Source organism: Micromonospora sp. BRA006-A (assembly GCF_033433935.1).
Classification (GTDB): domain Bacteria; phylum Actinomycetota; class Actinomycetes; order Mycobacteriales; family Micromonosporaceae; genus Micromonospora; species Micromonospora aurantiaca.
This window is the reverse complement of sequence record NZ_JANCLW010000001.1, coordinates 5,611,538-5,635,751: the sequence shown is the minus strand read 5'-3', so window position 1 is coordinate 5,635,751 and position 24,214 is coordinate 5,611,538. Positions and strand designations below refer to the sequence as shown.

Genomic DNA, 24,214 nt, shown 5'->3' with positions numbered 1-24,214 from the left:
AGACGATCCCGGCCCGGGCCGATCCCTTCGCCTCACCTGATCGGCGAACCACCGTCGACCGGGATGGTGTGGCCGTGGATGAAGGACGCGTCGTCGCTGGCGAGGAAGCAGACCGCGCGGGCGATCTCGTGCGGCTCGCCGTACCGGCCGGCGGGCGCCTGCATGGTCAGGTCGTAGAACGGGAAGTCGCTGGTGATCTCCGCGCCCTCGAAGGCGGCGGTCTTGATCACGCCGGGGCCGATGCCGACCGCGCGGATGCCCTGGTGGCCGTAGTCGTAGGCGATCTGCTTGGTCAGCCCGATGACGCCGTGCTTGGCGGTGGTGTACTCCGCGCCGACCTCGCTGGCGACCACGCCGGACGCCGAGGACACGTTGATCACGACGCCCTTGCCGCGCTCCAGCATGTGCGGCAGCGTCGCCTTGGTCGCGAGGAAGACGCCCTTCAGGTCGACCTCCATCACGCGGTCCCACTGACTGTTCTCGATCTCCAGCAGCGGCACGTACGCGCCGAACACCCCGGCGTTGTTCACCAGCACGTCGATGCGCCCGTACGCGTCGAGGGCGGCGCTCACCATGGCGCGTACCGAGTCCTCGTCGGTGACGTCGGCAGCCACCGCCACCGCGTCGCCGCCGGCTTCCTCGACGCGCGTGACTGTCGCCTCGGCGCGTTCCGGGGAGAGGTCGGAGACGACCACCTTCGCTCCCTCGGCGGCCAGCTCGACGCACATGGACATGCCGAGTCCGGAGCCGACCTGGTCCGGGCTGAAGCCGCCGCCCGTCACCAGCACCACCTTGTCCGTCAATCCACGCACCGCGCTGTCTCCCGTCTGTCGATGACCGTGCAGCCTGCACCCTGGCCGTTCGGATGAGTGGCGCTCATCTTTACGTACAGATTAGCTGGTCAGAGGGGGTGCGCCCACCGTCGTGCGGGCTCGCCGCGGTGTGACGAAGATCGTTTGCGCCGCTCCGGCCCGGAGGGGTAGGGACAGCACCACCCCCGAGCCGGGGGTCTGCGGGATTACCCACGGCGACGATCATCGCCAGAATCGGTGACGGAGAGTCGCGTACGGAGCGTGGCTCGCGGCATCGGGGGCGACATGACCACTTCCACGTCCACGGAACGCGCGGCACGGCGGGGCAGCGACTACGCGCGGCTGTCCCGCCGGATCGCCGAGGCGGGACTGCTCGAGCGGCGGCCCGGCCGGTACGCGCTGCGGATCGCGCTCACGCTCGGCGCGTTCCTGGCCGGCTGGATCGTGGTGGCGCTCGTCGGCGACTCGTGGTGGCAGATGCCGCTGGCGGTGGTGATGGCGGTGGCGACCACACAGGTGGCGTTCCTCGGCCACGACGCCGGGCACCGGCAGATGTTCCGCCGGCGCGGGCCGAGCGAAGCGGCCGGGCTGGTCGCCGGCAACCTCGCGGTCGGGCTCAGCTACGGCTGGTGGGTCGACAAGCACAACCGGCACCACGCCAACCCGAACCACACCGACGAGGACCCGGACGTCGGGGCGGGCGCGCTGGTCTGGACGTACGAGCAGGCGATGGCGACGCGCGGCCTGAGCCGGTGGATGGCCCGCCGTCAGGCGTGGCTGTTCTTCCCGCTGCTGCTGCTGGAAGGGCTGGCGCTGCACGTGGCGAGCGTGCAGGCGCTCATCGGCCGGGAGCCGGACGGGCGGTGGCGGGTGCCGATGCGGCACCGGGCCGTGGAGGCGCTGCTGCTCGCCGCGCACGCCGCCGGCTACCTCGGGCTGCTGTTCGCGGTCATGTCCCCGGCCAAGGCGCTGCTGTTCGTCGCCGTGCACCAGGGGCTGTGGGGCCTCTACATGGGCTGCTCGTTCGCCCCGAACCACAAGGGCATGCCGATGCCCACCGCCGACGACGAGCTGGACTACCTGCGCAAGCAGGTGCTGACCTCGCGCAACGTCCGTGGTGGACGGTTCGTCGACCTGGCGCTGGGCGGGCTCAACTACCAGATCGAGCACCACCTGTTCCCGAACATGCCGCGTGCCAACCTGCGCCGGGCCCGGCCGCTGGTGATGGCGTACTGCGCCGAGCAGGGCGTCCCGTACGCGGAGACCGGGCTGGTCGAGTCGTACCGGCAGGCGCTGGCGCACCTGCACGACGTGGGCCGCCCGCTGCGCGCGGCCTGAACGGGGTGAGCCGGGCGGGGCGAGTGGACGCCCCGCCCGGCGCCGGGTCAGATCGGAGTGCCGGAGAAGGCCGCGGCGATCGCGGCGGGCGCCTCCTCCACCGCGCCGGGCGCGGGCGGGCTCAGCCGCACCGGCGTGCCGAAGTCGGAGTAGGTGACGGACATCCGGTCGAGCGACGCGTCGATGGGCGTCATGTCCAGCGTGAAGGTGCGCAGACGCCCCTGCTCGTCCAGCGTCGCGGTGAACGGCAGCGCCTTCGCCTTGTCGCCCGCCGCCGTGAGCGCCTTCCCGGTGGCGCCGCTGCGCGTGTAGTCGAGCGTCCCGGCGTACGAGCGGTCACCCGAGCTGCGGACGTCGACCACTGCGGCGAGCAGCTTCTTCACCCCGCCCGGGTCGTCCACCGGCATCACGCCGTCGCCGGTGTCCATGCGCAGCCACTTCCGGGAACCGCCGAGCTGCTCGCCCAGCTCGCCGTCGAACTTGACCCAGGTGTCGGCGCCGATGACCAGCATGCGCACCTCACCGAAGGCGGCCATCGTCAGGGTGGTCTGCATGGTGCGGGCCCGCGGATCGCTCACCCCGTGCGCGGTGAGCATGGCCGAGTCCAGCTTGACCCGCAGCGTCTGCTCGTTGAGCTTCTCGATGGCGGCGGTCAGTTCGTCACGCGGCGTCGTCGCCGGGCTCGCGGAGCCCGTGGCGGCAGCCCGTTCGGCCGGCGCGTCCTTGCCGGGCCGGTCGCCGCATCCGGTCAGACCGAGGCCGAGCACCGCCACGAGCGCGACCCCCGTGGTCGCCAGCCGTCGTTTCGTCATCAGTGATGTTCCTCCGCGAAAAGGGCCCCACCGGGGCCGGACGATCAATGTAGCGGCGGCCGCCCAGTGGCGTGCGCCCCTTTTCCGGCGTGCGCGGCGAAGCCGCCGGCGGGGGTGGCCGGTAGGGTCGTCGCATGGTGGAGGGCGCGTCGCGGTGGTGGCGCGCGGCGCGGCGGGGTGAACGGCCCGGCCGCGTCACGGGACGACATCGTGCGGAGCTGCGGCATGAGATTCGAGATCAGCAAGGTGCTCGACGCCATCGAGGGGCGGGTCTGCACCGATCCGTCGCTGGCCAGGGCCGTGGTCGACCTGGCCGAGGTGATCCGCTGGCAGAACCTGGACGGCGGCCGACCGGCCAGCCTGCTGCGGCTCGGCATGGTGATCGACGCGCTGTCCCGGCAGATCGGCGAGGACAGCGTCCCGGTCTACGCGATCGTGCACCGGGCGCTGCTGTCCGACGCCGACCTGACGTCCAACGAGCGGATGGTGGTGCGCCGGTGGGCCGACGACGGCCTGGTGGAGGTGCTCGACCAGCCCGGTGACCGGATGCTGGAGGTGGCCGACCTGCTCGGCCTGCCCGTGCTCACCCGGGCGCGGCTCGACGGGCTCGTCGGGCGGTACCCGTGGATCGGGCAGGCGGGCCGCGTGCTCGCCCCGGTGCCCGGCGCCGGCGGCCCGGTCTTCATCGCGCACGTCGGTGGCGGCCAGGACCCGGCCAGCGGCAGCCGCTCACCCGCCGGCGTCAAGGTGCTCTCCCGGAAGTGGCGGTGCCCGGAGCCGGGCTGCGCGCTGTTCGGCGGCGGTGGGGGCGGCGGAGCCTTCGCCGACCTGGCCGCCGTGGACCGCGTACCGGCCGAGCAGCCGCCGCCCACGCTGCGGACCGGCGCGCCGACCTGCCCCCGGCACGGCACGCGGCTCTCCGACGCCGGCCCGCGCCCGCGTACCGCGGTGCTCGCGGCGCGCATCGGCGGCCTGGTCCGCAAGCGGTTCGTGCTCACCGAGACCGAGCCGGTGGCGATCGGCCGGGCGCCGGACGGCCCGGGCGGGGTGACGCTCGGCCAGTGGCTCAACGACGAGGCCCGCCGCTGGATCAGCCGCAGCCACATCCGCCTGGAGCTGCGGGTGGGCGAGGTGGTGGTCACCGACACCAGCACCAACGGCTCCGGCGTACGTCCCGGCGGCTCGATGGCCGAGCACGAGCGGATCGCGCTGCCGCCGCAGCAGTCCCGGGTGCTCGCCGAGGGCGACCTGATCGAGCTGTACCCGGGCGTGCAGGTCGGCCGCGCCGACGACATGACCAGCGACGCGAAGTACGCGCCGAACTCGGTGATGGCCGAGGCGCCGACCATGGCGATGCGGCTGCCGCGTCAGTGACGGGCACATGAGAGGCGCCGGGGCCGTCGTGGTCCCGGCGCCTTCTCGCGTACGGAATGAGCCTTCTCGCGTACGGCCTCAGCCGGCCAGCACGGCGGCGAGCTGCGCCACCGCGTGGTCGATCTCCTCCTCCGTGATCACCAGCGGCGGGGCGAGCCGGATGGTCGAACCGTGCGTGTCCTTGGCGAGCACACCCCGCTCCATCAGCCGCTCGCACGCCTGCCGGCCGGTCATCAGCGCCGGGTCGATGTCCAGCCCGGCCCACAGCCCGCGACCGCGTACCGCCACCAGGCCCTTGCCGATCAGGCCGCGCAGGCCGGCGTGCAGCCGCTCACCCAGCTCGGCCGAGCGGCGCTGGAACTCGCCGGTCGCCAGCAGCCGGACCACCTCGGTCGCGACCGCGCAGGCCAGTGGGTTGCCGCCGAACGTCGAGCCGTGCTGGCCCGGCTGGAGAACGCCCAGCACGTCGCGGTTCGCGGCCACCGCCGACACCGGCACGATGCCGCCGCCGAGCGCCTTGCCCAGCAGGTACATGTCCGGCTCGACGCCCTCGTGCTCGCAGGCGAACGTCGCGCCGGTACGCCCCAGACCCGACTGGATCTCGTCGGCGACGAACAGCACGTTGCGCTCGGTGCAGACCCGGCGCACGCCCGGCAGGTAGCCCTCCGGCGGCACCACGACGCCCTGCTCACCCTGGATCGGCTCCAGCAGAACGGCCACCGTGTTCTCGTCGATCGCCGCGGTCAGCGCGTCCAGGTCGCCGTAGGGGACCACCGTGAAACCCGGGGTGTACGGCCCGAAGTCGGCGCGCGCGTCGGAGTCGGTGGAGAAGCTGACGATGGTGGTCGTACGGCCGTGGAAGTTGCCCTCCGCCACCACGATGTTGGCCTGGCCCGGCGTGACGCCCTTGACCTGGTAGCCCCACTTGCGGGCCACCTTGATGCCGGTCTCCACCGCCTCGGCGCCGGTGTTCATCGGCAGCACCAGGTCCTTGCCGCAGAGCGCGGCCAGCTCGCGGCAGAAGTCGGCGAACTGGTCGTGGATGAACGCGCGGCTGGTCAGCGTGAGCCGGTCGAGCTGCTTGTGCGCGGCCTCGATCAGCTTCGGGTGCCGGTGGCCGAAGTTCAGCGCCGAGTATCCCGCCAGGCAGTCCAGGTAGCGGCGGCCGTCCACGTCGGTCAGCCAGGCGCCCTCGGCCGACGAGATCACCACGGGCAGCGGGTGGTAGTTGTGCGCCGTGTGACGCTCCGCGTCCCGGACCGCGGACGGAGTCCGCAGCATGTCGTCGATGATCACTTGCTCGCCTTTCCCTGACGGAGTCGCAACGTGCAGCACTTCGGTCCGCCGCCGGCCTTGCGCAGCTCGGACAGGTCGATCCCGATGGTCTCGTAGCCCCGGTCGCGCAGCTTCGCGGCCAGGTCGGTGGCCTGCGCGGGCAGCACCACGTGCCGGCCGTCGCTCACCGCGTTCAGGCCCAGCACCTCGGCGTCGGTCATGGTGGCGTGGATCGCGTCCGGGAACAGCCGGCGCAGCACCGCCCGGCTGCCGGGGGAGAACGCCTCCGGCAGGTACGCCACGGTGCGCTCGTCGAGCACTGTCAGCGCGGTGTCCAGGTGGTAGAACCGGGGGTCCACCAGCTGCATGGTGATCACCGGGTAGCCGAAGACCTCCTGGAGCTGTGCGTGCGAGGCGTGCGCGGTGCGGAACCCGGTGCCGGCGAGCAGGTGGTCACCGGCCAGCAGGACGTCGCCCTCGCCCTCGTTGACGTGCTTCGGGTCGTACATCTCGAAGCCGGCGCCCTCGAACCAGGCCCGGTACGCGGGCGCCTCGTCGGCGCGCTGCGGGTCGCGGAACTGCACCGCCATGGCCTTGCCGTCGATCACGGTGCCGCCGTTCGCGGCGAAGACCATGTCCGGCAGGCCGGCGACCGGCTCGATCAGGTCGACCTCGTGGCCCAGGTCCAGGTACGTGCGCCGAAGCTGCTCCCACTGCCGGATCGCCAGGTCGGCGTCGACCGGCGCGGTGGGGTCCATCCACGGGTTGATCGCGTAGTCGACGGCGAAGTACGTCGGCCGGCACATCAGAAAGCGCTGGCGGATGGCGTCCATCGTCATGTCGTGCTCCCAGGGTCGGGCGCGCCCGGCCACCGTCGGCCCACGGGCTGGCGCCGTGGTCCAACGTTATGCGGCCCGGGTAGACGACATCCACCGTGGGAAGTTGCGTCCGGCAGCGGATCGTTGCGTTGAATCGGTCACCGACGAGCGATCGTTGCGCCGACGCCGGACACACTTCGGGGGCGGCGAACCGCCGCCCCCGAAAGAGGTGTTGCCCGGCCGGTGAACCACCGGAACTGATCGGGCTGGCCGGCCCTGCCGGCGATCAGGACAGTGCCCGTCAGAACCAGGCACCAAACTGTGAGTCAAGCCACTCGCGGAAGCGGCCGACCCACTCGCCGTCGGTGGTCGGCCAGTCGAACTGGCCGGTCATCGCCACGATGCCGAGCACCACGGCGGCCAGGCCGACCGCGATGCCGATCAGTGCGTCGGTCTTGCCGGCCACGTGCCGCCGACGGGTGGCGATCAGGCCCAGCACCGCCAGCACGGCGCCGACCGCGCCGACGCCGATGCCGTACCCGGCGAGCGTGCCGGAGAGCACGAACATCGCCCCGACGACGGAGACGATCAGGCCGAGCGTGGCGAGCAGGCTGGCCCGGGGACGCTTGGTCGTGTACGGCTCCGGGCGGTCCACCCGGCCGTCGCCGTTCGTGTCCGTACCGTCGGGGCGGCCGTCCCGGTCGAGGTCGGTGCGGTCCGGACGGCCGTCGCGGTCCAGGTCCACGGTGGGCGCGGCGGCGGGCGTCGCGCCGGCGGTCCGGGCGTCGGTCACCGGAGCGGTCCGCGTGTCGGCGTCGACCCGGCGGCCGGTGACCGCGCGTGCCGCCGCGCCCCGGTCCGCCGCCCGTCGCCGGGCCTCCGCATCCCGCTCGTCGTCGGCCGCCGCGATCCGGCCGTCGGTGGCCGTGGTCGCACCGAGGCCGCGTGCGTCCCGGTCGGTCGCCGCGTCCCGGGCGCGCTCGTCGTCGGTCGCGGTGGCGGCGCTGCGGTACGTGGTCCGCTCCACGTCGCGGTCGGTGACCACGGGCCGGTCGGCCGGCTGCTCGGCGGTCCGGTCGCGCTCGTCGACCACACCGTCGCCGTTGGTATCGGTACTGGTCGCCGGAGGGTTCCGGCGGGACAGGATCTTCACGATGGCACCTCCTGATCCAGGCGCGGAGGCCGCGCGTGACAAGCAGGAAGTACCCAGGTGTGCCGAAATCGACACCCCTGGGTCCGCTCCGCACACTCAAGCGCGCCGCCCGTTCAGGACACCGTGCGTGACCACTGCTGGTTGGTGCCCGCACCGCAGGTGTACTGCTGGACGTCGGCGCCGTCGCCGGTGCCGGCGTTCACCACGTCCAGGCACTTGCCGCTGTGCCGGGCCCGCAGCTGGAACCAGCCGCCGAGCGCGGCCCACTGCCACTGCTGGTTGGTGCCGCTGCCGCAGGTGTACTGGATGATGTTGGCGCCGTCGGCGGTGGACGCGTTCGCGACGTCGAGACACTTGCCGCTCGCCGCGCTGACGAGGCGGAACCAGCCGCCACCGGCGTCCTGGAACTCCCACCTCTGGTTGCCGCCGCCGTTCCAGCCCCACTGCTTGACCTCGGCGTTGTTCGCCGTGGAGCCGTTGATCACGTCGAGCACCCGGCCGCTGTGCCGGGCGGTGACGCGGTGGTACGTGGGCGAGTTGCCGGTGACGGTGCCCGCCGCCGCGTCGATGGTGACTGACGGATACCAGGTCAGGCTCATGCTGGTGGCGGTCGGGAAGGCGATCGGCAGCCACACGTACTGGGAGTCGTTGGCCGGTCCGCCCCACGCGCCCGCCCAGCGGTCACCCAGATAGAGGTAGCTGGTGCCGGACGTGCCCTGGATCGGCAGCACGAAGGCCGGTTGGGAGTTGAAGGTGGTGCCGTTGCCGACGTCGGTCCAGCCGCTCCACGGTCCCGAGATGCTCGGCGCGGTGGCGTACCGGGCCTGGTTCGGGCTCCAGCCCGTCGCCCCGGAGGTCAGCAGGAAGTACGTCGAGCCCCGCTTGAACATCGCCGGCGCCTCGCGGTGCGCGCCGTCCCAGAAGTTGCCCACCAGGGCGGCCACGTTGAGGTAGTCCGAGGTGAGCCGGTAGATGTTCAGGTCGTAGTTGTCGTCGGCCGCCGAGATCATGTACGCGGTGCCGTTGTCGTTGTAGAGCGTGATGTCGCGGGACATGTGCTGCCCGAGCGGCCGGAAGCTGCCGTGGTACGTGTAGTTCCCGTCCACTGTGGCCGAAGAGGCGACGGCGGCCCGCGCCTCGTTGTAGTCGGACCCGTTCTCCTTGTGCATCCACATCACGAACCGGCCGGTACCCGCGTTGTAGACGACCTTCGGCCGCTCGATGTTGGCGACCCGCAGCTCCGCCGCCGACGACTGGGTGAGCACGTGGTTGCGGAACTCCCAGGTGCGCAGATCCGTGGAGCGGTAGACGGACACCGCCCGGAACGTGTTGTCCGGGTTGCGGTTCTCGCCGAACCAGTAGTAGTAGTCGCCGACCTTGAGCACACCGCCACCGTGGGCGTGGACCACGGCGCCGCTCGTATCGGTGAACTGGGTGCCGTTCGGGACGGTCACCGGAGCCGCCAGCGCACTCGCCGCCGGTCCCAGCACCGTCGCCGCCAGTGCCACGGCGAGCGCCAGCCCGGCCGCCACGAGCCTGCCGCCGCCTTGTCGCCTCGCCCGTCCCACGCCGGTCACCGCCCGCAGACCGGCGTGATCGCGGCGGGCGTCGCGCTGCTCGCCACGAGCAGGCCGAACGTCGCCGACGCGCCGGGCGCCAGCGTCCCGTTCCAGGAGGCGTTACGGACCGCGGCGTCCTGGCCTGAGCCCTCGGCCACCCCGCCCCAGATCGACTGGATGCGCTCGTCACCGGACCACCGCCACGAGACCAGCCAGCCCGGTACCGGCTCGGTGCCGTCGTTGCGCACCGTCACCGTGGCGACGAAGCCGCTGCCCCACCGGCTGTCGATGGTGGCCGTCGCGGAACAGAGCGACAGCGTCCGCGCCGGTCCGCCGATCACGTACGGATCCCGCGCGCCCTTGGTGTCGCCGAACCGGAACCAGTACTCGGTACCAGCGGCCAGGCCGCCGATCGTCACCTTCCCCGACCGTTCCGGCCCGGTGACCGCCTCGGCCACCGGATCGCGCCACGCGGTGGCGTCCTCCCGGCTGGCGAAGAGGCTGACGACGAGCGGCGGGTCGTAGCCGCAGGGCGGGCTGAGCACCATCCAGTAGGTGATGGTGATGCTGGTCGTGGTGGCCCCGGTCACCTGGCCGCTGACCGGCAGTGCCGGCGGGCACGCGAACGTGGGCGTCGGGGCCGGCGTCGCCGCCGTGGCGAGCGTCGTCGTGGTGGCGGGCGGCCGGTCGGCGCCGGCCGAGGCGGCCAGGCCGGTCAGGGCGAGGGCGGCGGCCAGTGCCGCGCCGAGCGTACGGAGCATCTGTCTCTCCCGAGATGGGGGCGCCGGGGGCGGTCGGCGCCGGAGTGGTGGTGGACCGCGATGTCGCCGCCGTGCCGGCACGGCGGAGCGCCGGAGACGACTGCCCGGCACCGGGGTGGCGTATCACCCCGCGCTTGTCCCTCCGGTGGGATCGAGCTGCTCGCACTGGCTCCCGAGCGCTGCCGCCGCCAGTCTTTCAGTCGACGAACATCGATTCAATGTCGTCCCAGGACCCGACGTCGCCGGCGGCCCGATCCGCTGGCTACGCTTGGTCGTTGTGCCAGAGGGACACACCATCCACCGCCTCGCCGCCCGGCACGCCGAGCTGTTCGCGGGCGACAAGGTGCACGCCGACAGCCCGCAGGGGCGCTTCGCCGAGGGCGCGGCCCGCCTGAGCGGCACCGTCCTGGACGGCACCGAGGCGTACGGCAAGCACCTGCTGCACCACTACGCGGGCGAGTTGACGCTGCACGTACACCTGGGTCTGTACGGCAAGTTCGCCGACGGGCCGGGGGAGCCGCCGGCCCCGGTCGGGCAGGTGCGGTTGCGCCTGCACAGCGACCGGCACTGGCTGGAACTGCGCGGCCCGACCGCCTGCGAGCTGCTGACCCCGCCCGAGGTGGCGGCGCTGCGCGGCCGGCTCGGGCCGGACCCGCTGCGCGCCGACGCCGACCCGGACCGGGCGTACGCGCGGATCCGCCGCAGCCCCACCCCGCTGGCTGCGCTGCTACTCGACCAGTCGGTGGTGGCCGGCACCGGCCTGATCTTCGTGACCGAGGCGCTGTTCCGGGCCGGTCTGCCGCCGCTGCTGCCCGGGCGGGAGCTGACGCCGGCCGGCTGGGCCGACCTCTGGGCGGATCTGGTGACGCTGATGACCCGCGCGGTCGAGCGGGGCCGGATCGACACGGTGCGCGACGCCGACCTGCCGGAGGTGACCGGCCGCGCGCCGCGCGTCGACAGGCACGGCGGTGAGGTGTACGTCTACCGCCGCCCCGGCGCGCCCTGCCACGTCTGCGGCACCCCGGTCAGCCGGGGCGCGCTGGCCGGACGCAACCTGTACTGGTGCCCCACCTGCCAGGCGGGCTGACTCCTCGCCGCTCCGCCCGCCGCGCCTCTTGCGTGTCGCGCCGGTTGTCGGGTCGGCCTTGCGTGTCGCGTCGGTTGTCGGGTCGGCCTTGCGTGTCGCGTCGGTTGTCGGGTCGGCCTCGCGTGTCGCGTCGGCCTCGCGTGCCGCGCCCGCCCCGGGTGCGGCGGCGCTGTCACATCTCGTCGAGCAGCCAGCGGGCTGCCTCGACGTTGCCCGGGAAGACCTGGTCGCCGCCGACGCTCCAGGCCACCGTCTGGCCGATCGCCCAGCCGCGTACCCGCTCCCGGTCCAGGCCCAGCCCGGCGCTGAGCCGGTCGAGCCGGTGCCGCACCGCCGCGGGGGAGTGACCCAGCTCCGCGCCGCGCACGAGCGGCACCACCGCGAACTCCCGCTCGCCGACAAGCGGCTTCGGGTCGATCACCAGCCACGGTTCGCGCCCGGCGGCCAGGATGTTGCCCGCGTGCAGATCCTGGTTGACCAGCACCTGCTCACCCTGGCTCGGCGCCAGGTCGGCGAGCAGCCCGAGCGCGGTGTCGAGCAGGCGCCGCTCGTACGGGCGGCCGGCCCGTCGCCAGTTACCCGGCATCCGCTCCGCCCAGCCGGCCGCCTCCTCGGCGAGTGGCGTGAACGGCGCACCGGCCGGCACCGCGAGCCCCGGCAGCAGGCCGACCGCGACGTCGAGCGCCGCGTCGGGCGCCAGCGCGTGCAGCGGCGTACCCGGGTCGCACCGCTCGACGAGCAGCGCGCGCCGGTCGGCGTCGTGGGCGAGCAGCCGGATCGCGCCCCGCCCGTCCCAGTGCGCCAGCGCTGTGGCCTCGTGGACGCTGTCGTCGTCCGGGTACTGGAGCTTCAGCACCACCCGGGTTCCGTCGGGCAGCGTCGCGGGCAGCGCCAGGGAGGCGAACGCGTACGCGAACGGCGGGCCGACCGTCAGCTCCCACCGCGCGACGCAGTGGGCCAGCCGGCTGGGCAGCTCCGCGAGCCACGCCCGGCCGGCCTCCGTCCGCTCGACCCAGCGCAGCCCTTCGGGAATGTCGCACCGCATCCGGACATCCTGACCGGTAGGGCGACCATGCGCTGTCCCGGCCCGATCCTCCGGCCTCGCCGGGCCGCTCTCGCCCGGCTGGCCCGGCCCTCGCCCTGCCGGGCCGCCCCCGCGTCGCCGGGTGCGGCCCGTGCCCGCCGGCCCTGTCAGCGCAGCCTGCGGATGTCCCCGTACGCCCGGTAGAAACCGCCGCGGCCGGACTCGCGGACCTCGGTGACCAGGTAGCGCGCGCCCGGCTCGCGGATGCCCTTGGGGAACTGCACCGACCAGTCCCGCCGGTAGCCGTCGGCGAGGACGTGCACGCGCAGCCGGCCACCCTGCTCGACGCACTGCACCAGCACGCCGTCGCGGTCGTCGGTGGTCACCTCGACCGAGGTCCAGGCGGCCGTCTCGGGCATCCGGGCCGGCGCCTTGACGTCGACCACGTCGGGCACGCTGCCCGCCTCGGCCGCCCGGATCGCCGCCTCGCTCGCGTCGATGCAGGCCAGGTAGCCGCTCGTGGTGACCACGTAGAGCCGGTTGTCGTGATACTGCATCGAGTACGCCGAGCCGCAGCCGGTGCCGAGCTTCCACAGCCGGTTGCCGGCCTGGTCGAAGCAGTAGATCGAGGAGGCACTGTCGCCGGCGAACACGTACCGGCCGCCCTCGGCGGTGGCGCAGGAGAAGACCGCCGAGTCGCAGCGGTAGACCTGCTCGGCCCGGCCGTCCTTGCGCAGGCGCACCACCTCGCGGGTGCCCGTGCCGGCGAAGACGGCGTCCCGCTCCTGCCAGCCGAACAGGACCGCGCCGGTGCCGGTGTGCCACAGCTCGCGCCCGGTACGCCAGTCGTAGCCGGTGACCCCCTGCGAGTGGCCGTGGTAGAGCGCGTCGGCGTCGCAGCGCACCATCCACGCCGACCGGCCCCGCCCCGGCCGACGCCAGAGGAACTCGTCCTCGTGGTCGATCGCCGAGATGCCGCCGTCGCGATCGGACACGCCCAGCACGCCGTCGTGGATGTCCAGCCAGTAGATGTCGATCTCGGGCGCGATCGCGTACGCCGCGCGCGGCACCTTGCCGGACAGGTCGTAGACGTTGCCGTCGTCGCAGCCGGCGTAGACCCAGGCGTCGTCGGCGACGATGCACTTCACCCCGTCGGGGAGCCGGACCTGGTTGACCAGCCGGGCGTCGTGGTCGAGCGTGGTGATCACGCCGTGCTCGTTGCCGACCATGCAGTGCCTGTCGTCGACGAAGATGCCGAAGGCGGGCGCGCCCGAGGCGTACCGCCACAGGACCGGGGCGGTGCGGGCGGTCGAGCGGGTGCTGACGATCTGCCGGCGCGACACCGTGCGCTTCTGGCGTACGCCCGGCACCGCCGGGGCGTACCCCTTGCGGACCTTCTCGCCGATCTTCTTGGCGGCGGCGGCGCGGGCGCGGGCGTTGTCCGGGAAGGTGCTGGTCTTCACCTGGCCCTGGTCGCCGATCCGCCCGTAGCGCACGGTCATCGCGGTGTCGTCGACCACCACCTCGTAGAACTTGTGCGCTCCACCGTCCACTTCGGACAGTTCGAGGTAGGTCGTCTCCTGGGACATGGGGGTTTACCTCCGAGGGGAAATGCCGGACCGGCAACGCGCACACGCTAACCCCCGCCACCGACAAACCCGGGTGCCGGTGTTAAGAAGGGGCCCTTCCTCTACCGGAGGCGTTAATAGGGGGCCCTTCCTTACACGGCGGCGAGGGCGTCGACGGCCTTGCGGGCGGCGATCAGCACCGGGTCCCACACCGGGGCGTACGGCGGCGCGTACCCCAGGTCGAGCGCCGTCATCTCGTCCACCGTCATGCCGTTCCACAATGCCACCGCGAGCGCGTCGATCCGTTTGGCCGCCTCGGACCAGCCGACGATCTGCGCCCCGAGCAGCCGCCCACTGGGCCGTTCGGCGATCAGCTTGACCGTCATCGGCCGCGCGCCCGGGTAGTAACCGGCCCGGTTCGTCGACTGGGCCAGCACCGTCACGAACTCGAAACCGGCGTCCCGCGCGTCCCGCTCGCGCAGCCCGGTGCGGCCCACCTCCAGCTCGCACACCTTGGTGACGGCGGTGCCGATGACGCCGGGGAAGGTGGCGTACCCGCCGCCGATGTTGATGCCCGCGACCCGGCCCTGCTTGTTGGCGTGCGTGCCGAGCGGGATGTGCACCGGCATGCCGCTGACCCGGTGCAGCGACTCCACGCAGTCGCCGGCCGCCCAGACGCCCGGCACGCCGGGTACCCGCATCCGGCGGTCGGTCCGCACCGCGCCGGAGGGGCCGATCGGCAGGCCGGCGGCCTCGGCGAGCGCGGTGTTGGGGCGTACGCCGAGACCCAGCACCACGACGTCGGCCGGGATCGGCCCCTCGTCGGTGACCACGCCGGAGATCCGGCCGTCCCGCTCCTGGAGACCGGTGACCGTGAGGCCGGTACGGACACCGATGCCGGTGCCGCGCATCGCGTCGGCCACCAGCTCGCCCATGTCCGGGTCCACTGTCGACATCGGCTGGTCGGCCTGCTCCACGAGCTGGACGGAGAGCCCGCGCTGCACGAGCGCCTCGGCCATCTCGACGCCGACGTAACCGCCGCCGACGACGACCGCGCGCCGGGGCCGGGGCTCGCGTTCGAGCCAGCCGATGAGCGCCGCGCCGTCGTCCAGCGTCTGCACGCCGAACACGCCCGACACGTCGTCGCGTGCCCAGTCCGGCTGCACCGGGGACGCGCCGGTGGCGTACACCAGGGTGTCGAAACCGGCACGGACCTCGCCGCCGCCGTCGAGGTCCCGCGCGAGGACCTCGCGGCGGTCCAGGTCGATGGCGGTGACCTCGTGCCGGGTACGGACCTCGATGCCGAAGTCGTCGCGGAAGGTCTGCGGGTCACGGGAGACCAGTTCGTCCCGCTCCTCCACCAGGCCGCTCACCCAGTAGGGGATGCCGCAGGCCGAGTAGGAGGTGAAGTGCCCTCGCTCGAACGCGACGATCTCCAGGTCGGAGCGGTCGCGGCGGCGGCGCCGCGCCTGCGACGCCGCCGACATGCCGGCGGCGTCGCCACCGATGACGATCATGCGCTCGGCCACGTCGCCCATCCTGTCACGCCGGGCCGCGGCCGTACGGCCGCTCAGCCACGGGTCTGCCGTGCCACGTCCGCGACCACGTCGACGAGCCGTCCGGTACGCGCGAACACCGCCCGCTGCCGCGCCGCGCCGCTGCCGTGCCGCCGCAGCCCGCCCAGCAGGTCGGTCACCCGGTCCAGGTCGCCGTGCCGTTCCAGTTCCGGGCGCAGCCGGTCGACGAGCCGGTCCAGCAGCTCCCAGGCCGGGCGCAGCTCACCGTCGGTGAGGTCGACGCCCTCGCCCTCCAGCCCGTCGTGGGCGGCCCGCCAGTGCGCCGCCACCAGCAGGTGGTGGTCGGTGTTGACGGCCGGACGGCCGGCGGCGATGTCGGTGAGCGCTGTCGCGACGAGAGCGCGAACCAGCGCCGCCACCAGCACCGCGTCGTCCACCGACGGGCAGACGTCGCCGATGCGGATCTCCACCGTGGGGTACTTGGCGGACAGCCGGGCGTACCAGTAGAGCATTCCCTCGTCCAGCATCACGCCGCTGGCGATGAGCTGCCGGATGAGCCGCTCGTAGTGCTCGTGCGACTCCAGGAACGGGGTGGGCGCGACCGACGGCCAGCGTTCCCACTCCACCGAGCGCCAGCTCGCGTACCCGGTGTCCTCACCCCGGGAGAACGGGGAGTTGGCGGTGACCGCGTGCAGGATCGGCAGCCACGGCCGGACGTGGTTGAGCACCTTGACGCCGGTGTCCGGGTCGGGGATGCCGACGTGCACGTGCATGCCGTTGTTGCCGGGACCGGGCACCAGCAGCCGGAACCGCTCGATCATCCGGTCGAAGCGCGGCTTGTCCACCACCGGCGGCACCGGCCCGTCGACCGGCCCGGTGCCGATCGCGAGCAGCCGTACGCCGGCCCGCTCGGCCGCGTCTGCCAGTTCGGCGCGCAGCATCGACAGCGAGTGCCGGATCGAGGACAGGTCCAGTCCGGGCGGGCTGCCGATCTCGATCTGGCTGGTCTGGAACTCGCGTTCCACCTGACCGCGCAGCTCGGCCGGCACCTGCTCCATGACCAGGTCGACGGCGGGTACGGCGGTCCCGGTGTGCGGGTCGGCGAGCAGGAACTCCTCCTCGACGCCGACTGTCAGCAGGTCGGTCCCGCCCGGTGCGGCGCTCCGCTCCCGCTCCGCCACTGAGCCACTCATCGTCACCACCGTCTCCTCCGGACCGCTCGCGGCACCGTGCCGCGTGGTCGAGGATCTGTTACCCACCGTGTCCGTTTCGGAAAACGCGCCGGGCGGCGTGTCGGCGCGATTCGCCCGTTCGGGTCGTCCGGACCACCGGCTCGCCGCGTGCCGGACGGCCGCAGACCCGCCGCGCGCAGGACCGGCGCGGGCGCGTGGGGCCCTCGGGCGTGACAGGGCGGGCTAGGGTGGCCGTGTGGCGGGGATGCTGGCGGTGCTGACGGGAGCCTGGGCGTACGCCCTCGCCCTGTTCGCCGACCGCCCGGCCGGGCTGCTCGCCGGTGCGGCGGTCGTCGCCGCGCTGCTGCTCGCCACCCTGCTCGCGCTGCGGGTCCGCGCGCTGCCCACGCCGCCCGGCACCCGGTTCGCCGCCGCGCTGCGTGCCCGCGCCCGCCGTCGCGGCGTGCCCCGGCAGGCCGACCCGGATGCGCCGGGCCGTCCGCGGCCCCGCGCACCCGGTCTGCGCCCCTCGGCCGCGTAGCCACCTCCCGGCCCGTTCCGGCGGGCCGGAAGATCCCTCCATCCCCGGCTTCCGCGGCCGATTCCGTCGTCATCCGTCCCGCCGTGCGGCACGTCGCCGCCCGGGACACCCGGAATCGCCATCGAGGGGTCCACCCATGCTCTCCTTCGCACCGTTGCACTCCGCGGCCTCGGCCGCGGCCACCGTCGTCACCTGGCTCGCCGACGTGCTCGCCCCGCTCACCGGCGGCGCCGCCACTGCGGCCGCCATCGTCCTGTTCACCGTCGCCGTCCGGCTGCTGATCTCGCCGCTGACGGTGGCCCAGGTCCGCGGGGAGCGGCGCCGCACCGCGCTCGCCCCCGAGGTACGGGAACTCCAGCGCCGGTACGCCGACGATCCGGCCCGCCTTCAGAGCGAGCTGTTCGCGCTCTACCGAAACGCCGGTGCCAGCCCGGTGGCGGGCTGCCTGCCGGCGCTGTTGCAGGCACCGTTCTTCCTGGTCATGTACCGCCTGTTCGCCACCGGTGACGGCGCGCCGGAGCTGCTGGGGGAGCGGCTCGCCGGCGTGCCGCTGGGGTGGCACCTCGGCGACGGCCTGGCCGGCCCGGTGCCCCTGGTGTTCGGCGTGCTGCTGGCGGCGCTGCTCGCGCTGGCCTGGTGGTCGTCGCGGCGGATGCGCCGGGCGGCGGCCGCCAGCGGCACCGTGGCCGGGGCGCCGGCCGAGGGTCCGGGCGCGGCGGTGCTCGGGCGGGTGCTGCCGCTGCTGCCGTACGGCACGGTGCTGGTGGCGCTCGTGGTGCCGCTGGCGGCGGTGCTCTATCTGGTCACCACCACGGCGTGGACGGCGCTGGAGCAGGTGGTGCTGCGCCGGCCGCAGCCGGCGAAGGCCATCGACAAGCGTTGACAAGTGCGGGGGCGGGCGCGTAGAAATCGCTCTCAGAGAGCGCTCTCCCGGACCCGTCCCCGCAGAGAGGCACCCCGAATGAACCCGATCCCGGCGGCTCCGGCCGCCTCCGCCACCGTGCCCCGATCACGCCGCCGGCTCGCCCTGGCCGCCGGCGTCCTCGCGCTCACCACAGCGCTCGCGGGCGTCTCGATGACCGCCCAGGCCGCCGTGCCCCCGACGCCGTCCGGATGGAACCTGGTGTGGAGCGACGACTTCACCGGCTCCGCCGGCACGCTGCCCTCGTCCGCCAACTGGATCATCGACACCGGCACCGGTTACCCGGGTGGCCCCGCAAACTGGGGCACCGGCGAGATCCAGACCTACACCTCCAGCACCGCCAACCTGGCCCACGACGGCTCGGGCAACCTGCGCATCACGCCGCTGCGGGACTCCGCCGGCCGCTGGACCTCGGCCCGGATCGAGACGGTACGGGCGAACTTCAAGCCGCCGTCGGGCGGCGTGCTGGCCCTGGAGGGCCGGATCCAGATGCCGAACGTGACGGGGGCGGCGGCGTCCGGGTACTGGCCGGCGTTCTGGGCGCTCGGCTCGCCGTACCGGGGCAACTACCAGAACTGGCCGGGCATCGGCGAGTTCGACGTGATGGAGAACGTCAACGGGATCAACTCGGTCTGGGGCGTCCTGCACTGCGGCGTCGCGCCGGGCGGCCCGTGCGGGGAGTTCAACGGCATCGGCGCCTCCCGGGCCTGCCCGGGCAGCACCTGCCAGTCGGCGTTCCACACCTACCGGTTCGAGTGGGACGCCTCCACCAGCCCGCAGCAACTTCGCTGGTACGTCGACGGCCAGCTCTTCCACACCGTCGGGCAGAACCAGATCGGTGAGCCGTACTGGAGTCAGATGACGAACCACGCCGGCTACTTCCTGCTGCTCAACGTGGCGATGGGCGGCGGCTTCCCGGACGGCGTGGCCGGGTCGGCGACGCCGACCGCGGCGACCGTGCCCGGCCGGTCGATGCTCGTCGACTACGTGGCCGTCTACACCCGCGGTGGCGGGAGCAACCCGTCGCCCACGCCGACCACGCCGCCGCCGGGCGGGGTGCGGGACGCGTACGCCACCATCCAGGCCGAGTCGTTCAACGCGCAGAACGGCGTTCAGGTGGAGACGTGTTCCGAGGGCGGCCAGGACATCGGCTGGCTCGCCAACGGCGACTGGGCCCGCTACGACAACGTCGACTTCGGCTCCACGCCGCCGCGCGACTTCGTGGCCCGTGTCGCCTCCGGCGCGGCGTCCGGGGTGAGCGGGCTGGTGGAGGTCCGGGTGGACAGCCCGGCCGCGCCGCCGATCGGCAGTTTCGCGGTAGGCAACACCGGCGGCTGGCAGACCTGGCGCTCGGTTCCGGGCAACGTCGGCGCGGTGACCGGGCGGCACACCGTGTACCTGACGTTCAGCAGCGGCCAGCCGTCCGACTTCGTCAACGTCAACTGGTTCACCTTCCGCCGCTGAGGCGCGGCCGGGACGCGGCCCGGACCTCGGTCCGGGTCGCGTCGAACCGGTGCTGGACAGAAACGTGAACGCGGCCGAGGGCCTGAAGACCGCGCTGGTCGGTCAACCGGGACCGGCCCTGCCCGGGCGGCGGCGTGGTCGCCAACTGCTCCGGCATCGCGCAGAACACCTGGGAGTTCACCGGCATCACCGCGGGCTTCTGAGCCCGCGCGGTGGTCAGCGCCCGGCGGTCACCGACTGCCGGGCGCGCCGCCGGCGCACCTTCTTCACCGCCCAGCTCACGATCATGAAGCCGAAGACGGCGAAGATCGCGTAGTTGAACCACTGGCTGTACCTGTCGACGTCCTCCCACCGCGACCCGAGGGCGAAGCCGGCGCCGACGATCAGGGCGTTCCACACCCCGCTGCCGAGCGTGGTGAGCAGGATGAACTCGCCCAGCGGCATCCGGTTGGCGCCGGCCGGGATCGAGACCAGGCTGCGCACCACAGGCACCACCCGGCCGATCAGCACCGCCCACCGGCCGTGCCGCTCGAACCAGCGGTCGGCCTTCTCCAGATCCTCCAGGTCGACCAGCGGGATGTGGTCCAGCCAGCGCTTGAGCCGGTCCTCGCCGAGCGCCGCGCCGAGCCAGTAGAGCACCAGCGCGCCGATCAGCGAACCGACTGTCGCGGCGACCACGATGACCACGACGTTGAACCGGCCCTCGGCGGACAGGTAACCGGCCATCGCCAGCACGATCTCGCTCGGGATCGGCGGGATGATGCTCTCCAGCGCCACCAGCAGCGCCACACCGACCGCGCCGAGCGAGTCGATCACGCTCGCCACCCAGCCGGTCAGCCCGGTGAACTGGTTCGGGTCGACGTCCTGGGCCAGGGCCATGGCGGTCCTTCCACGCGAGAGCCGGAGATCCGAAGGTGTTACCCGGACCGGCCGGTGTCACACCTGTGACTCAGGCCTCCGGATGCAACGCGGCGTCCGCCGGACCCCGCCGCCAGCCGGTGAAGCGGACCAGCAGCCCGCCCCGGCTGGGCGAGCAGCAGTACGGCCCGGCCGACGCCTCCGCCGCCGGGTCGAGCGGCGCGACCCGGACCAGCCGCCACGGCTCGTCCGCGCACCGGGCCCGTACGGTCAGCGCGTCCCCGGCCCGGCTCACCCGGACCGTCACCTCCCGGCCCGACCACTGCGGCACCGGCGCCACCGACCAGTCCGAGAACTCGTCGGTGACCACGGCACCCACCTGCGGCGCGCCGTCGCTCACCTCCACCCCGGCCTTGGTCCACCGCCGCTCGTCCACCCGCACCAGCACGCCGGCCTGGTCGAACTGGGCCGTGTAGTCGAGCACGAACGACACCTCCACGGCGCTGCCCGCCGGGAACGGCGCGAGCAGCGCCGAGCCGTCGTCGTGCACGAAGCCGTAGCTGGTGCGCCGCCAGAAGTCGCTGCCGCCGCGCGGCTCGACCAGAAGGCCGCCGCCGCCGACCGGCTCGGCCCGCTCCGGCCGGTTCAGCCAGGTGCCGGCGGACCAGTCGTACGCCTCCTCGCTCATCGGAGCACCGTACCGGGTTTGCCGTCGCACGCGTTCGGAGAAGTAGTCCTCGCATGGGTGACAGGTGGTATCAGGAGGCGGTCGTCTACTGCCTCGACGTCGACACGTACGCGGACTCCGACGGCGACGGGGTGGGTGACTTCCAAGGGCTCATCGGCCGGCTGGACTACCTGGCCCGGCTCGGCGTGACCTGCCTGTGGCTGAACCCGATCCACCCCTCGCCCAACAAGGACGACGGGTACGACGCGACCGACTTCTACAACGTCGACCCGCGCCTGGGCACGCTCGGCGACTTCGCCGAACTGCTGCACCAGGCGGGCAACAGGGGCATCCGGGTGATCATCGACCTGGTGGTCAACCACACCTCGGACCAGCACCCGTGGTTCCAGTCCGCCCGCTCGTCGCCGGACTCGCCGTACCGGGACTGGTACGTCTGGGCCGACCACGAGCCGGCCGACCGCCGCCAGGGCATGGTGTTCCCGGGCGAGCAGCACGAGACGTGGACCTACGACCGGACCGCCAAGGCGTGGTTCTACCACCGCTTCTACAAGTTCCAGCCGGACCTGAACATCGAGAACCCGAAGGTCCGCGCGGAGATCAAGAAGATCACCTCGTTCTGGCTCCAGCTCGGCGTCTCCGGCTTCCGGATGGACGCCGTGCCGTTCATCATCGAGCGAACCGAGCCGGGCAACCCGAACTCGCCGAAGGACTTCGACTTCCTCACCGACCTGCGTCAGCACGTGCAGTGGCGGCGCGGCGACGCGGTCCTGCTGGCGGAGGCGAACGTCGAGCCGGACGAGCTGCCCGTCTACTTCGGTGACGGCAGCGGCTCGGGCAACCGGATCCACATGCTGTTCGACTTCATGCTCAACGGCCGGCTGATGCTGGCGTTCGCCCGGGAGGACCCGGAGGCGATCATCGACGCGCTGCGGGACACCCCGAAGCTGCCCACCGGCGGGCAGTGGGCCACGTTCCTGCGCAACCACGACGAGATCGACCTGTCCCGGCTCACCGCCGACCAGCGCAACGACGTGCTGGCGAAGTTCGGGCCGGACGAGAACATGCAGCTCTACGGCCGGGGCATCCGCCGCCGGCTCGCCCCGATGCTCGGCAACGACCGCCGGCACATCGAGCTGGCGTACTCGCTGCAGTTCTCGCTGCGCGGCACGCCGGTGCTGCGCTACGGCGAGGAGATCGGCATGGGGGAGAACCTGGCGCTGGACGGGCGCGACGCGATCCGTACCCCGATGCAGTGGTCCTACCAGGACAACGCGGGCTTCTCCACCGCCGAGCCGGAGAAGCTGATCCGCCCGGTGATCGACAAGGGCGAGTACGGCTACCAGAACGTCAACGTGACCGCACAGCGCAAGGATCCGCGGTCGCTGCTCGGCTGGTTCGAGCGGATGATCCGGACGCTGCGGGAGGCGCCGGAGACCGGCTCGGGCAGCACCACCCACATCGACGTGCCGATGCCGCACGGAGTGCTCGCGCACCGCGCCGACGGGCGTACCGGGACCATGGTCTTCCTGCACAACCTCGGCACCGAGGACGTGGAGGTGGACCTGAGCACGCTGGCGCCGGAGGCGGACCTGCCGATCGACGTGCTCAGCGACCGTAACTACGAGGACGTGGGCAAGCTCGACCGGCTCAAGCTCGCCGGGTACGGCTACCGGTGGATCCGGCTCTGCCGGGGCCACGAGCGGTAGGGGGCGCGTACCGGCGGGTTAAGCTCCTTCGATCGAGCCACAAGTTACCGGGAGGTAAGCATGTCGGAGGAGCCCCGCGTCGCCATCGTCACCGGAGCCGCGCGCGGCATCGGGGCGGCGACCGCCCGCCGGCTGGCGGCCGACGGCATGGCCGTCGCCGTGGTCGACATCGACGAGTCCGCCACCAAGGAGACGGTGGACGCCATCGGCTCGGCCGGCGGCCGGGCGCTCGGCGTCGGCGCCGACGTGTCCGACCGGGCCCAGGTCGAGGCGGCCGTGGAACGGATCGCCGCCGAACTCGGCGCGCCGACGGTGCTCGTCAACAACGCCGGTGTGCTGCGCGACAACCTGCTGTTCAAGATGACCGAGAGCGACTGGGACACGGTCATGGGCGTGCACCTGCGCGGGGCGTTCCTGTTCAGCCAGGCCGCGCAGAAGCACATGGTCGAGGCGAAGTGGGGCCGGATCGTCAACCTGTCCAGCACGTCCGCGCTCGGCAACCGGGGCCAGGCGAACTACTCGGCCGCCAAGGCCGGCCTCCAGGGCTTCACCAAGACGCTGGCGATCGAGCTGGGCCCGTTCGGTGTCACCGTCAACGCGGTCGCGCCGGGCTTCATCGTCACCGACATGACCGCCGCCACCGCGGCCCGGATGAAGGTCGACTTCGACGACCTCCAGAAGCACGCCGCCGCCGAGATCCCGGTACGCCGCCCCGGCCGCCCGGAGGACGTCGCGCACACCATCTCGTTCCTAGCCAGCGAGGGCGCATCCTTCGTCTCCGGCCAGGTCATCTACGTCGCCGGCGGCCCGAAGGACTGACCGGCCGGACCCGGCGCGGGCCCGCTCAGGCGGGGTCGCGCCGGGTGCGCCAGAGCCAGAACAGGCCGAGCACCGGCAACACCAGCGGCACGTAGCCGTAGCCGCTGCCGAAGTCGGACCAGACCGTCTCGTCCGGGAACAGCTCCTTGTCGGCGATGCTCAGCACGCCCACGCCGAGCACGCCGACCAGTTCGACTGTGCAGCAGGCGAGCGCGACCCGGCGGCCGGCGTGCCCGGCCCGGGCCAGCCCGACCGCCGCCACGATGTAGATCAGCGCCGCGAGCGCGGACAGCAGGTACGCCACCGGTGCCTCGTCGAACTTCGTGGCGATCTGCAGGCCCGCCCGCGAGGTCGCGGCGATGGCGAACACGATGTAGACGGCGATCAGCAGCCGCCCCGGGCCGCGGTTGGTGGCGCGCTGCTCGTGCGCGGTCGTGGTGTCAGCCACCGAGGACCTCCCAGGTCTGCTGGAGCCGTACCGCCACCACCGGAGTGACCAGGCAGATCGCGCAGACGATGCCCGAGCCCCAGCGGGTCGGCTCCATCCGGGCCAGCACCCAGGCCAGCGGCGGCAGGCAGACGAGCGTCGCCAGGTAGCCGAAGAACGCGCCCGGCTCGCCCGGCCGCTCGCCGCCGCCGAGCGCGACGAGAGCCGTCACGGTGAGCGCGAGCAGCGCCACCTCCAGCACGGCCAGGCCGACGAACTGGATCCGGTCCGGCGGCCGGTGGCGTACCGCCGCCACCAGGGCCCAGACGGCGAGCGCCAGCGAGATCACGATCGCGACCGTGGCGAGCGGCCCGTCCACCGGGGAGGCGGAGGCGGCCGCCGCGCTGGTCGTCGACACGGTGTCGTTCACCGGCACAGCCTACTAATCCGTGTAGTAGCGGTTCGCCCCGCCGGGTCGGGGCGCGCCGGACGGACCGGGGGACTAGCGTGGATCACGGT

General features: G+C 73.0%; 22 protein-coding genes and 2 pseudogenes. 9 read left to right on the top strand and 15 right to left on the bottom strand.

Features of this window, described 5'->3' with window-relative positions; all coding sequences use genetic code 11:
- Positions 1 to 32 precede the first annotated feature (32 nt).
- Positions 33 to 812: a glucose 1-dehydrogenase gene (locus NMK34_RS25625; RefSeq protein ID WP_318335534.1), complete on the bottom strand. Its 780-nt coding sequence runs from the start codon at positions 810 to 812 to the stop codon at positions 33 to 35.
- Positions 813 to 1,097: 285 nt separating this feature from the next.
- Between NMK34_RS25625 and NMK34_RS25620 the strand changes: the two genes are divergently transcribed.
- On the top strand, positions 1,098 to 2,150 hold the full coding sequence (locus NMK34_RS25620; RefSeq protein ID WP_318335533.1) for an acyl-CoA desaturase: 1,053 nt from the start codon (positions 1,098 to 1,100) through the stop codon (positions 2,148 to 2,150).
- Positions 2,151 to 2,197: 47 nt separating this feature from the next.
- On the opposite strand, the gene NMK34_RS25615 is transcribed toward NMK34_RS25620, so the two are convergent.
- A complete protein-coding gene (locus NMK34_RS25615; RefSeq protein ID WP_318335532.1) occupies positions 2,198 to 2,962 on the bottom strand; it encodes a hypothetical protein in 765 nt (254 codons plus the stop codon).
- Between the two features lie 225 nt (positions 2,963 to 3,187).
- On the opposite strand from NMK34_RS25615, the gene NMK34_RS25610 reads away from it, so the two are divergent.
- Positions 3,188 to 4,336 carry an FHA domain-containing protein gene (locus tag NMK34_RS25610; RefSeq protein ID WP_318335531.1) on the top strand — a complete coding sequence of 383 codons (1,149 nt, stop codon included), beginning with the start codon at positions 3,188 to 3,190 and terminating at the stop codon, positions 4,334 to 4,336.
- A gap of 78 nt (positions 4,337 to 4,414) precedes the next feature.
- Here NMK34_RS25610 and rocD read toward each other — a convergent pair whose 3' ends face one another.
- The 5 genes from rocD to NMK34_RS25585 all read right to left on the bottom strand — a co-directional run bounded on the left by rocD (position 4,415) and on the right by NMK34_RS25585 (position 9,902).
- Positions 4,415 to 5,629 carry an ornithine--oxo-acid transaminase gene (gene rocD / locus NMK34_RS25605; protein WP_318336423.1) on the bottom strand — a complete coding sequence of 405 codons (1,215 nt, stop codon included), beginning with the start codon at positions 5,627 to 5,629 and terminating at the stop codon, positions 4,415 to 4,417.
- On the bottom strand, positions 5,629 to 6,444 hold the full coding sequence (gene ddaH / locus NMK34_RS25600) for a dimethylargininase (protein WP_318336422.1): 816 nt from the start codon (positions 6,442 to 6,444) through the stop codon (positions 5,629 to 5,631). Before ddaH ends, rocD begins: the two co-directional genes overlap by 1 nt.
- Before the next feature lie 286 nt (positions 6,445 to 6,730).
- Entirely contained in the window at positions 6,731 to 7,582 is an 852-nt protein-coding gene (locus NMK34_RS25595; protein WP_318335530.1) for a DUF4190 domain-containing protein, read from the bottom strand.
- A gap of 113 nt (positions 7,583 to 7,695) precedes the next feature.
- Complete coding sequence (locus tag NMK34_RS25590) at positions 7,696 to 9,114, bottom strand: RICIN domain-containing protein (protein WP_318335529.1); 1,419 nt, start codon at positions 9,112 to 9,114, stop codon at positions 7,696 to 7,698.
- A 41-nt stretch (positions 9,115 to 9,155) separates the two neighbouring features.
- A complete protein-coding gene (locus NMK34_RS25585; RefSeq protein WP_318335528.1) occupies positions 9,156 to 9,902 on the bottom strand; it encodes a cellulose binding domain-containing protein in 747 nt (248 codons plus the stop codon).
- 277 nt (positions 9,903 to 10,179) lie between these two features.
- Here NMK34_RS25585 and NMK34_RS25580 point away from each other — a divergent pair, with 277 nt between their 5' ends.
- Positions 10,180 to 10,989, top strand: coding sequence for an Fpg/Nei family DNA glycosylase (locus NMK34_RS25580; protein ID WP_318335527.1), 810 nt, complete (start codon positions 10,180 to 10,182; stop codon positions 10,987 to 10,989).
- 172 nt (positions 10,990 to 11,161) lie between these two features.
- Here the strand turns inward: NMK34_RS25580 and NMK34_RS25575 are convergent, their stop codons facing one another.
- The 4 genes from NMK34_RS25575 to NMK34_RS25560 all read right to left on the bottom strand — a co-directional run bounded on the left by NMK34_RS25575 (position 11,162) and on the right by NMK34_RS25560 (position 16,300).
- On the bottom strand, positions 11,162 to 12,034 hold the full coding sequence (locus tag NMK34_RS25575; RefSeq protein ID WP_318335526.1) for an aminoglycoside phosphotransferase family protein: 873 nt from the start codon (positions 12,032 to 12,034) through the stop codon (positions 11,162 to 11,164).
- 146 nt (positions 12,035 to 12,180) lie between these two features.
- Entirely contained in the window at positions 12,181 to 13,602 is a 1,422-nt protein-coding gene (locus NMK34_RS25570) for a WGR domain-containing protein (RefSeq protein ID WP_318335525.1), read from the bottom strand.
- A gap of 131 nt (positions 13,603 to 13,733) precedes the next feature.
- The gene (locus tag NMK34_RS25565) at positions 13,734 to 15,110 is read right to left on the bottom strand and encodes an FAD-dependent oxidoreductase (RefSeq protein WP_318335524.1); all 1,377 of its coding nucleotides are present in this window, start codon (positions 15,108 to 15,110) and stop codon (positions 13,734 to 13,736) included.
- A gap of 41 nt (positions 15,111 to 15,151) precedes the next feature.
- The gene (locus NMK34_RS25560) at positions 15,152 to 16,300 is read right to left on the bottom strand and encodes a glutamate--cysteine ligase (RefSeq protein ID WP_318335523.1); all 1,149 of its coding nucleotides are present in this window, start codon (positions 16,298 to 16,300) and stop codon (positions 15,152 to 15,154) included.
- A gap of 235 nt (positions 16,301 to 16,535) precedes the next feature.
- On the opposite strand from NMK34_RS25560, the gene NMK34_RS25555 reads away from it, so the two are divergent.
- The 4 genes and pseudogenes from NMK34_RS25555 to NMK34_RS30950 all read left to right on the top strand — a co-directional run.
- Positions 16,536 to 16,811 (top strand): DUF6412 domain-containing protein, encoded by a 276-nt coding sequence (locus NMK34_RS25555; protein ID WP_318336421.1) that lies wholly within the window; start codon positions 16,536 to 16,538, stop codon positions 16,809 to 16,811.
- A 136-nt stretch (positions 16,812 to 16,947) separates the two neighbouring features.
- Complete coding sequence (locus tag NMK34_RS25550; protein WP_318335522.1) at positions 16,948 to 17,694, top strand: YidC/Oxa1 family membrane protein insertase; 747 nt, start codon at positions 16,948 to 16,950, stop codon at positions 17,692 to 17,694.
- Between the two features lie 78 nt (positions 17,695 to 17,772).
- The gene (locus tag NMK34_RS25545) at positions 17,773 to 19,197 is read left to right on the top strand and encodes a carbohydrate-binding protein (RefSeq protein ID WP_318335521.1); all 1,425 of its coding nucleotides are present in this window, start codon (positions 17,773 to 17,775) and stop codon (positions 19,195 to 19,197) included.
- Positions 19,198 to 19,292: 95 nt separating this feature from the next.
- Positions 19,293 to 19,400 (top strand): annotated as a pseudogene (locus NMK34_RS30950) (glycosyl hydrolase); the annotation flags it as partial.
- Between the two features lie 13 nt (positions 19,401 to 19,413).
- Here NMK34_RS30950 and NMK34_RS25540 read toward each other — a convergent pair.
- Both NMK34_RS25540 and NMK34_RS25535 read right to left on the bottom strand, forming a co-directional pair.
- Complete coding sequence (locus NMK34_RS25540; protein ID WP_318335520.1) at positions 19,414 to 20,076, bottom strand: DedA family protein; 663 nt, start codon at positions 20,074 to 20,076, stop codon at positions 19,414 to 19,416.
- Between the two features lie 70 nt (positions 20,077 to 20,146).
- Entirely contained in the window at positions 20,147 to 20,743 is a 597-nt protein-coding gene (locus tag NMK34_RS25535; RefSeq protein WP_318335519.1) for a DUF1349 domain-containing protein, read from the bottom strand.
- Positions 20,744 to 20,796: 53 nt separating this feature from the next.
- Here NMK34_RS25535 and NMK34_RS25530 point away from each other — a divergent pair, with 53 nt between their 5' ends.
- Both NMK34_RS25530 and fabG read left to right on the top strand, forming a co-directional pair.
- The gene (locus NMK34_RS25530) at positions 20,797 to 22,449 is read left to right on the top strand and encodes an alpha-amylase family protein (RefSeq protein ID WP_318335518.1); all 1,653 of its coding nucleotides are present in this window, start codon (positions 20,797 to 20,799) and stop codon (positions 22,447 to 22,449) included.
- 60 nt (positions 22,450 to 22,509) lie between these two features.
- A complete protein-coding gene (fabG, locus tag NMK34_RS25525) occupies positions 22,510 to 23,268 on the top strand; it encodes a 3-oxoacyl-ACP reductase FabG (RefSeq protein WP_318335517.1) in 759 nt (252 codons plus the stop codon).
- Here fabG and NMK34_RS25520 read toward each other — a convergent pair.
- Both NMK34_RS25520 and NMK34_RS25515 read right to left on the bottom strand, forming a co-directional pair.
- A pseudogene (locus NMK34_RS25520) lies at positions 23,241 to 23,716 on the bottom strand (hypothetical protein). The gene fabG and the pseudogene NMK34_RS25520 sit on opposite strands and share 28 nt — an antisense overlap.
- Entirely contained in the window at positions 23,709 to 24,125 is a 417-nt protein-coding gene (locus tag NMK34_RS25515) for a hypothetical protein (protein ID WP_114921128.1), read from the bottom strand. Before NMK34_RS25515 ends, NMK34_RS25520 begins: the two are co-directional and overlap by 8 nt.
- Between the last annotated feature and the right edge of the window lie 89 nt (positions 24,126 to 24,214).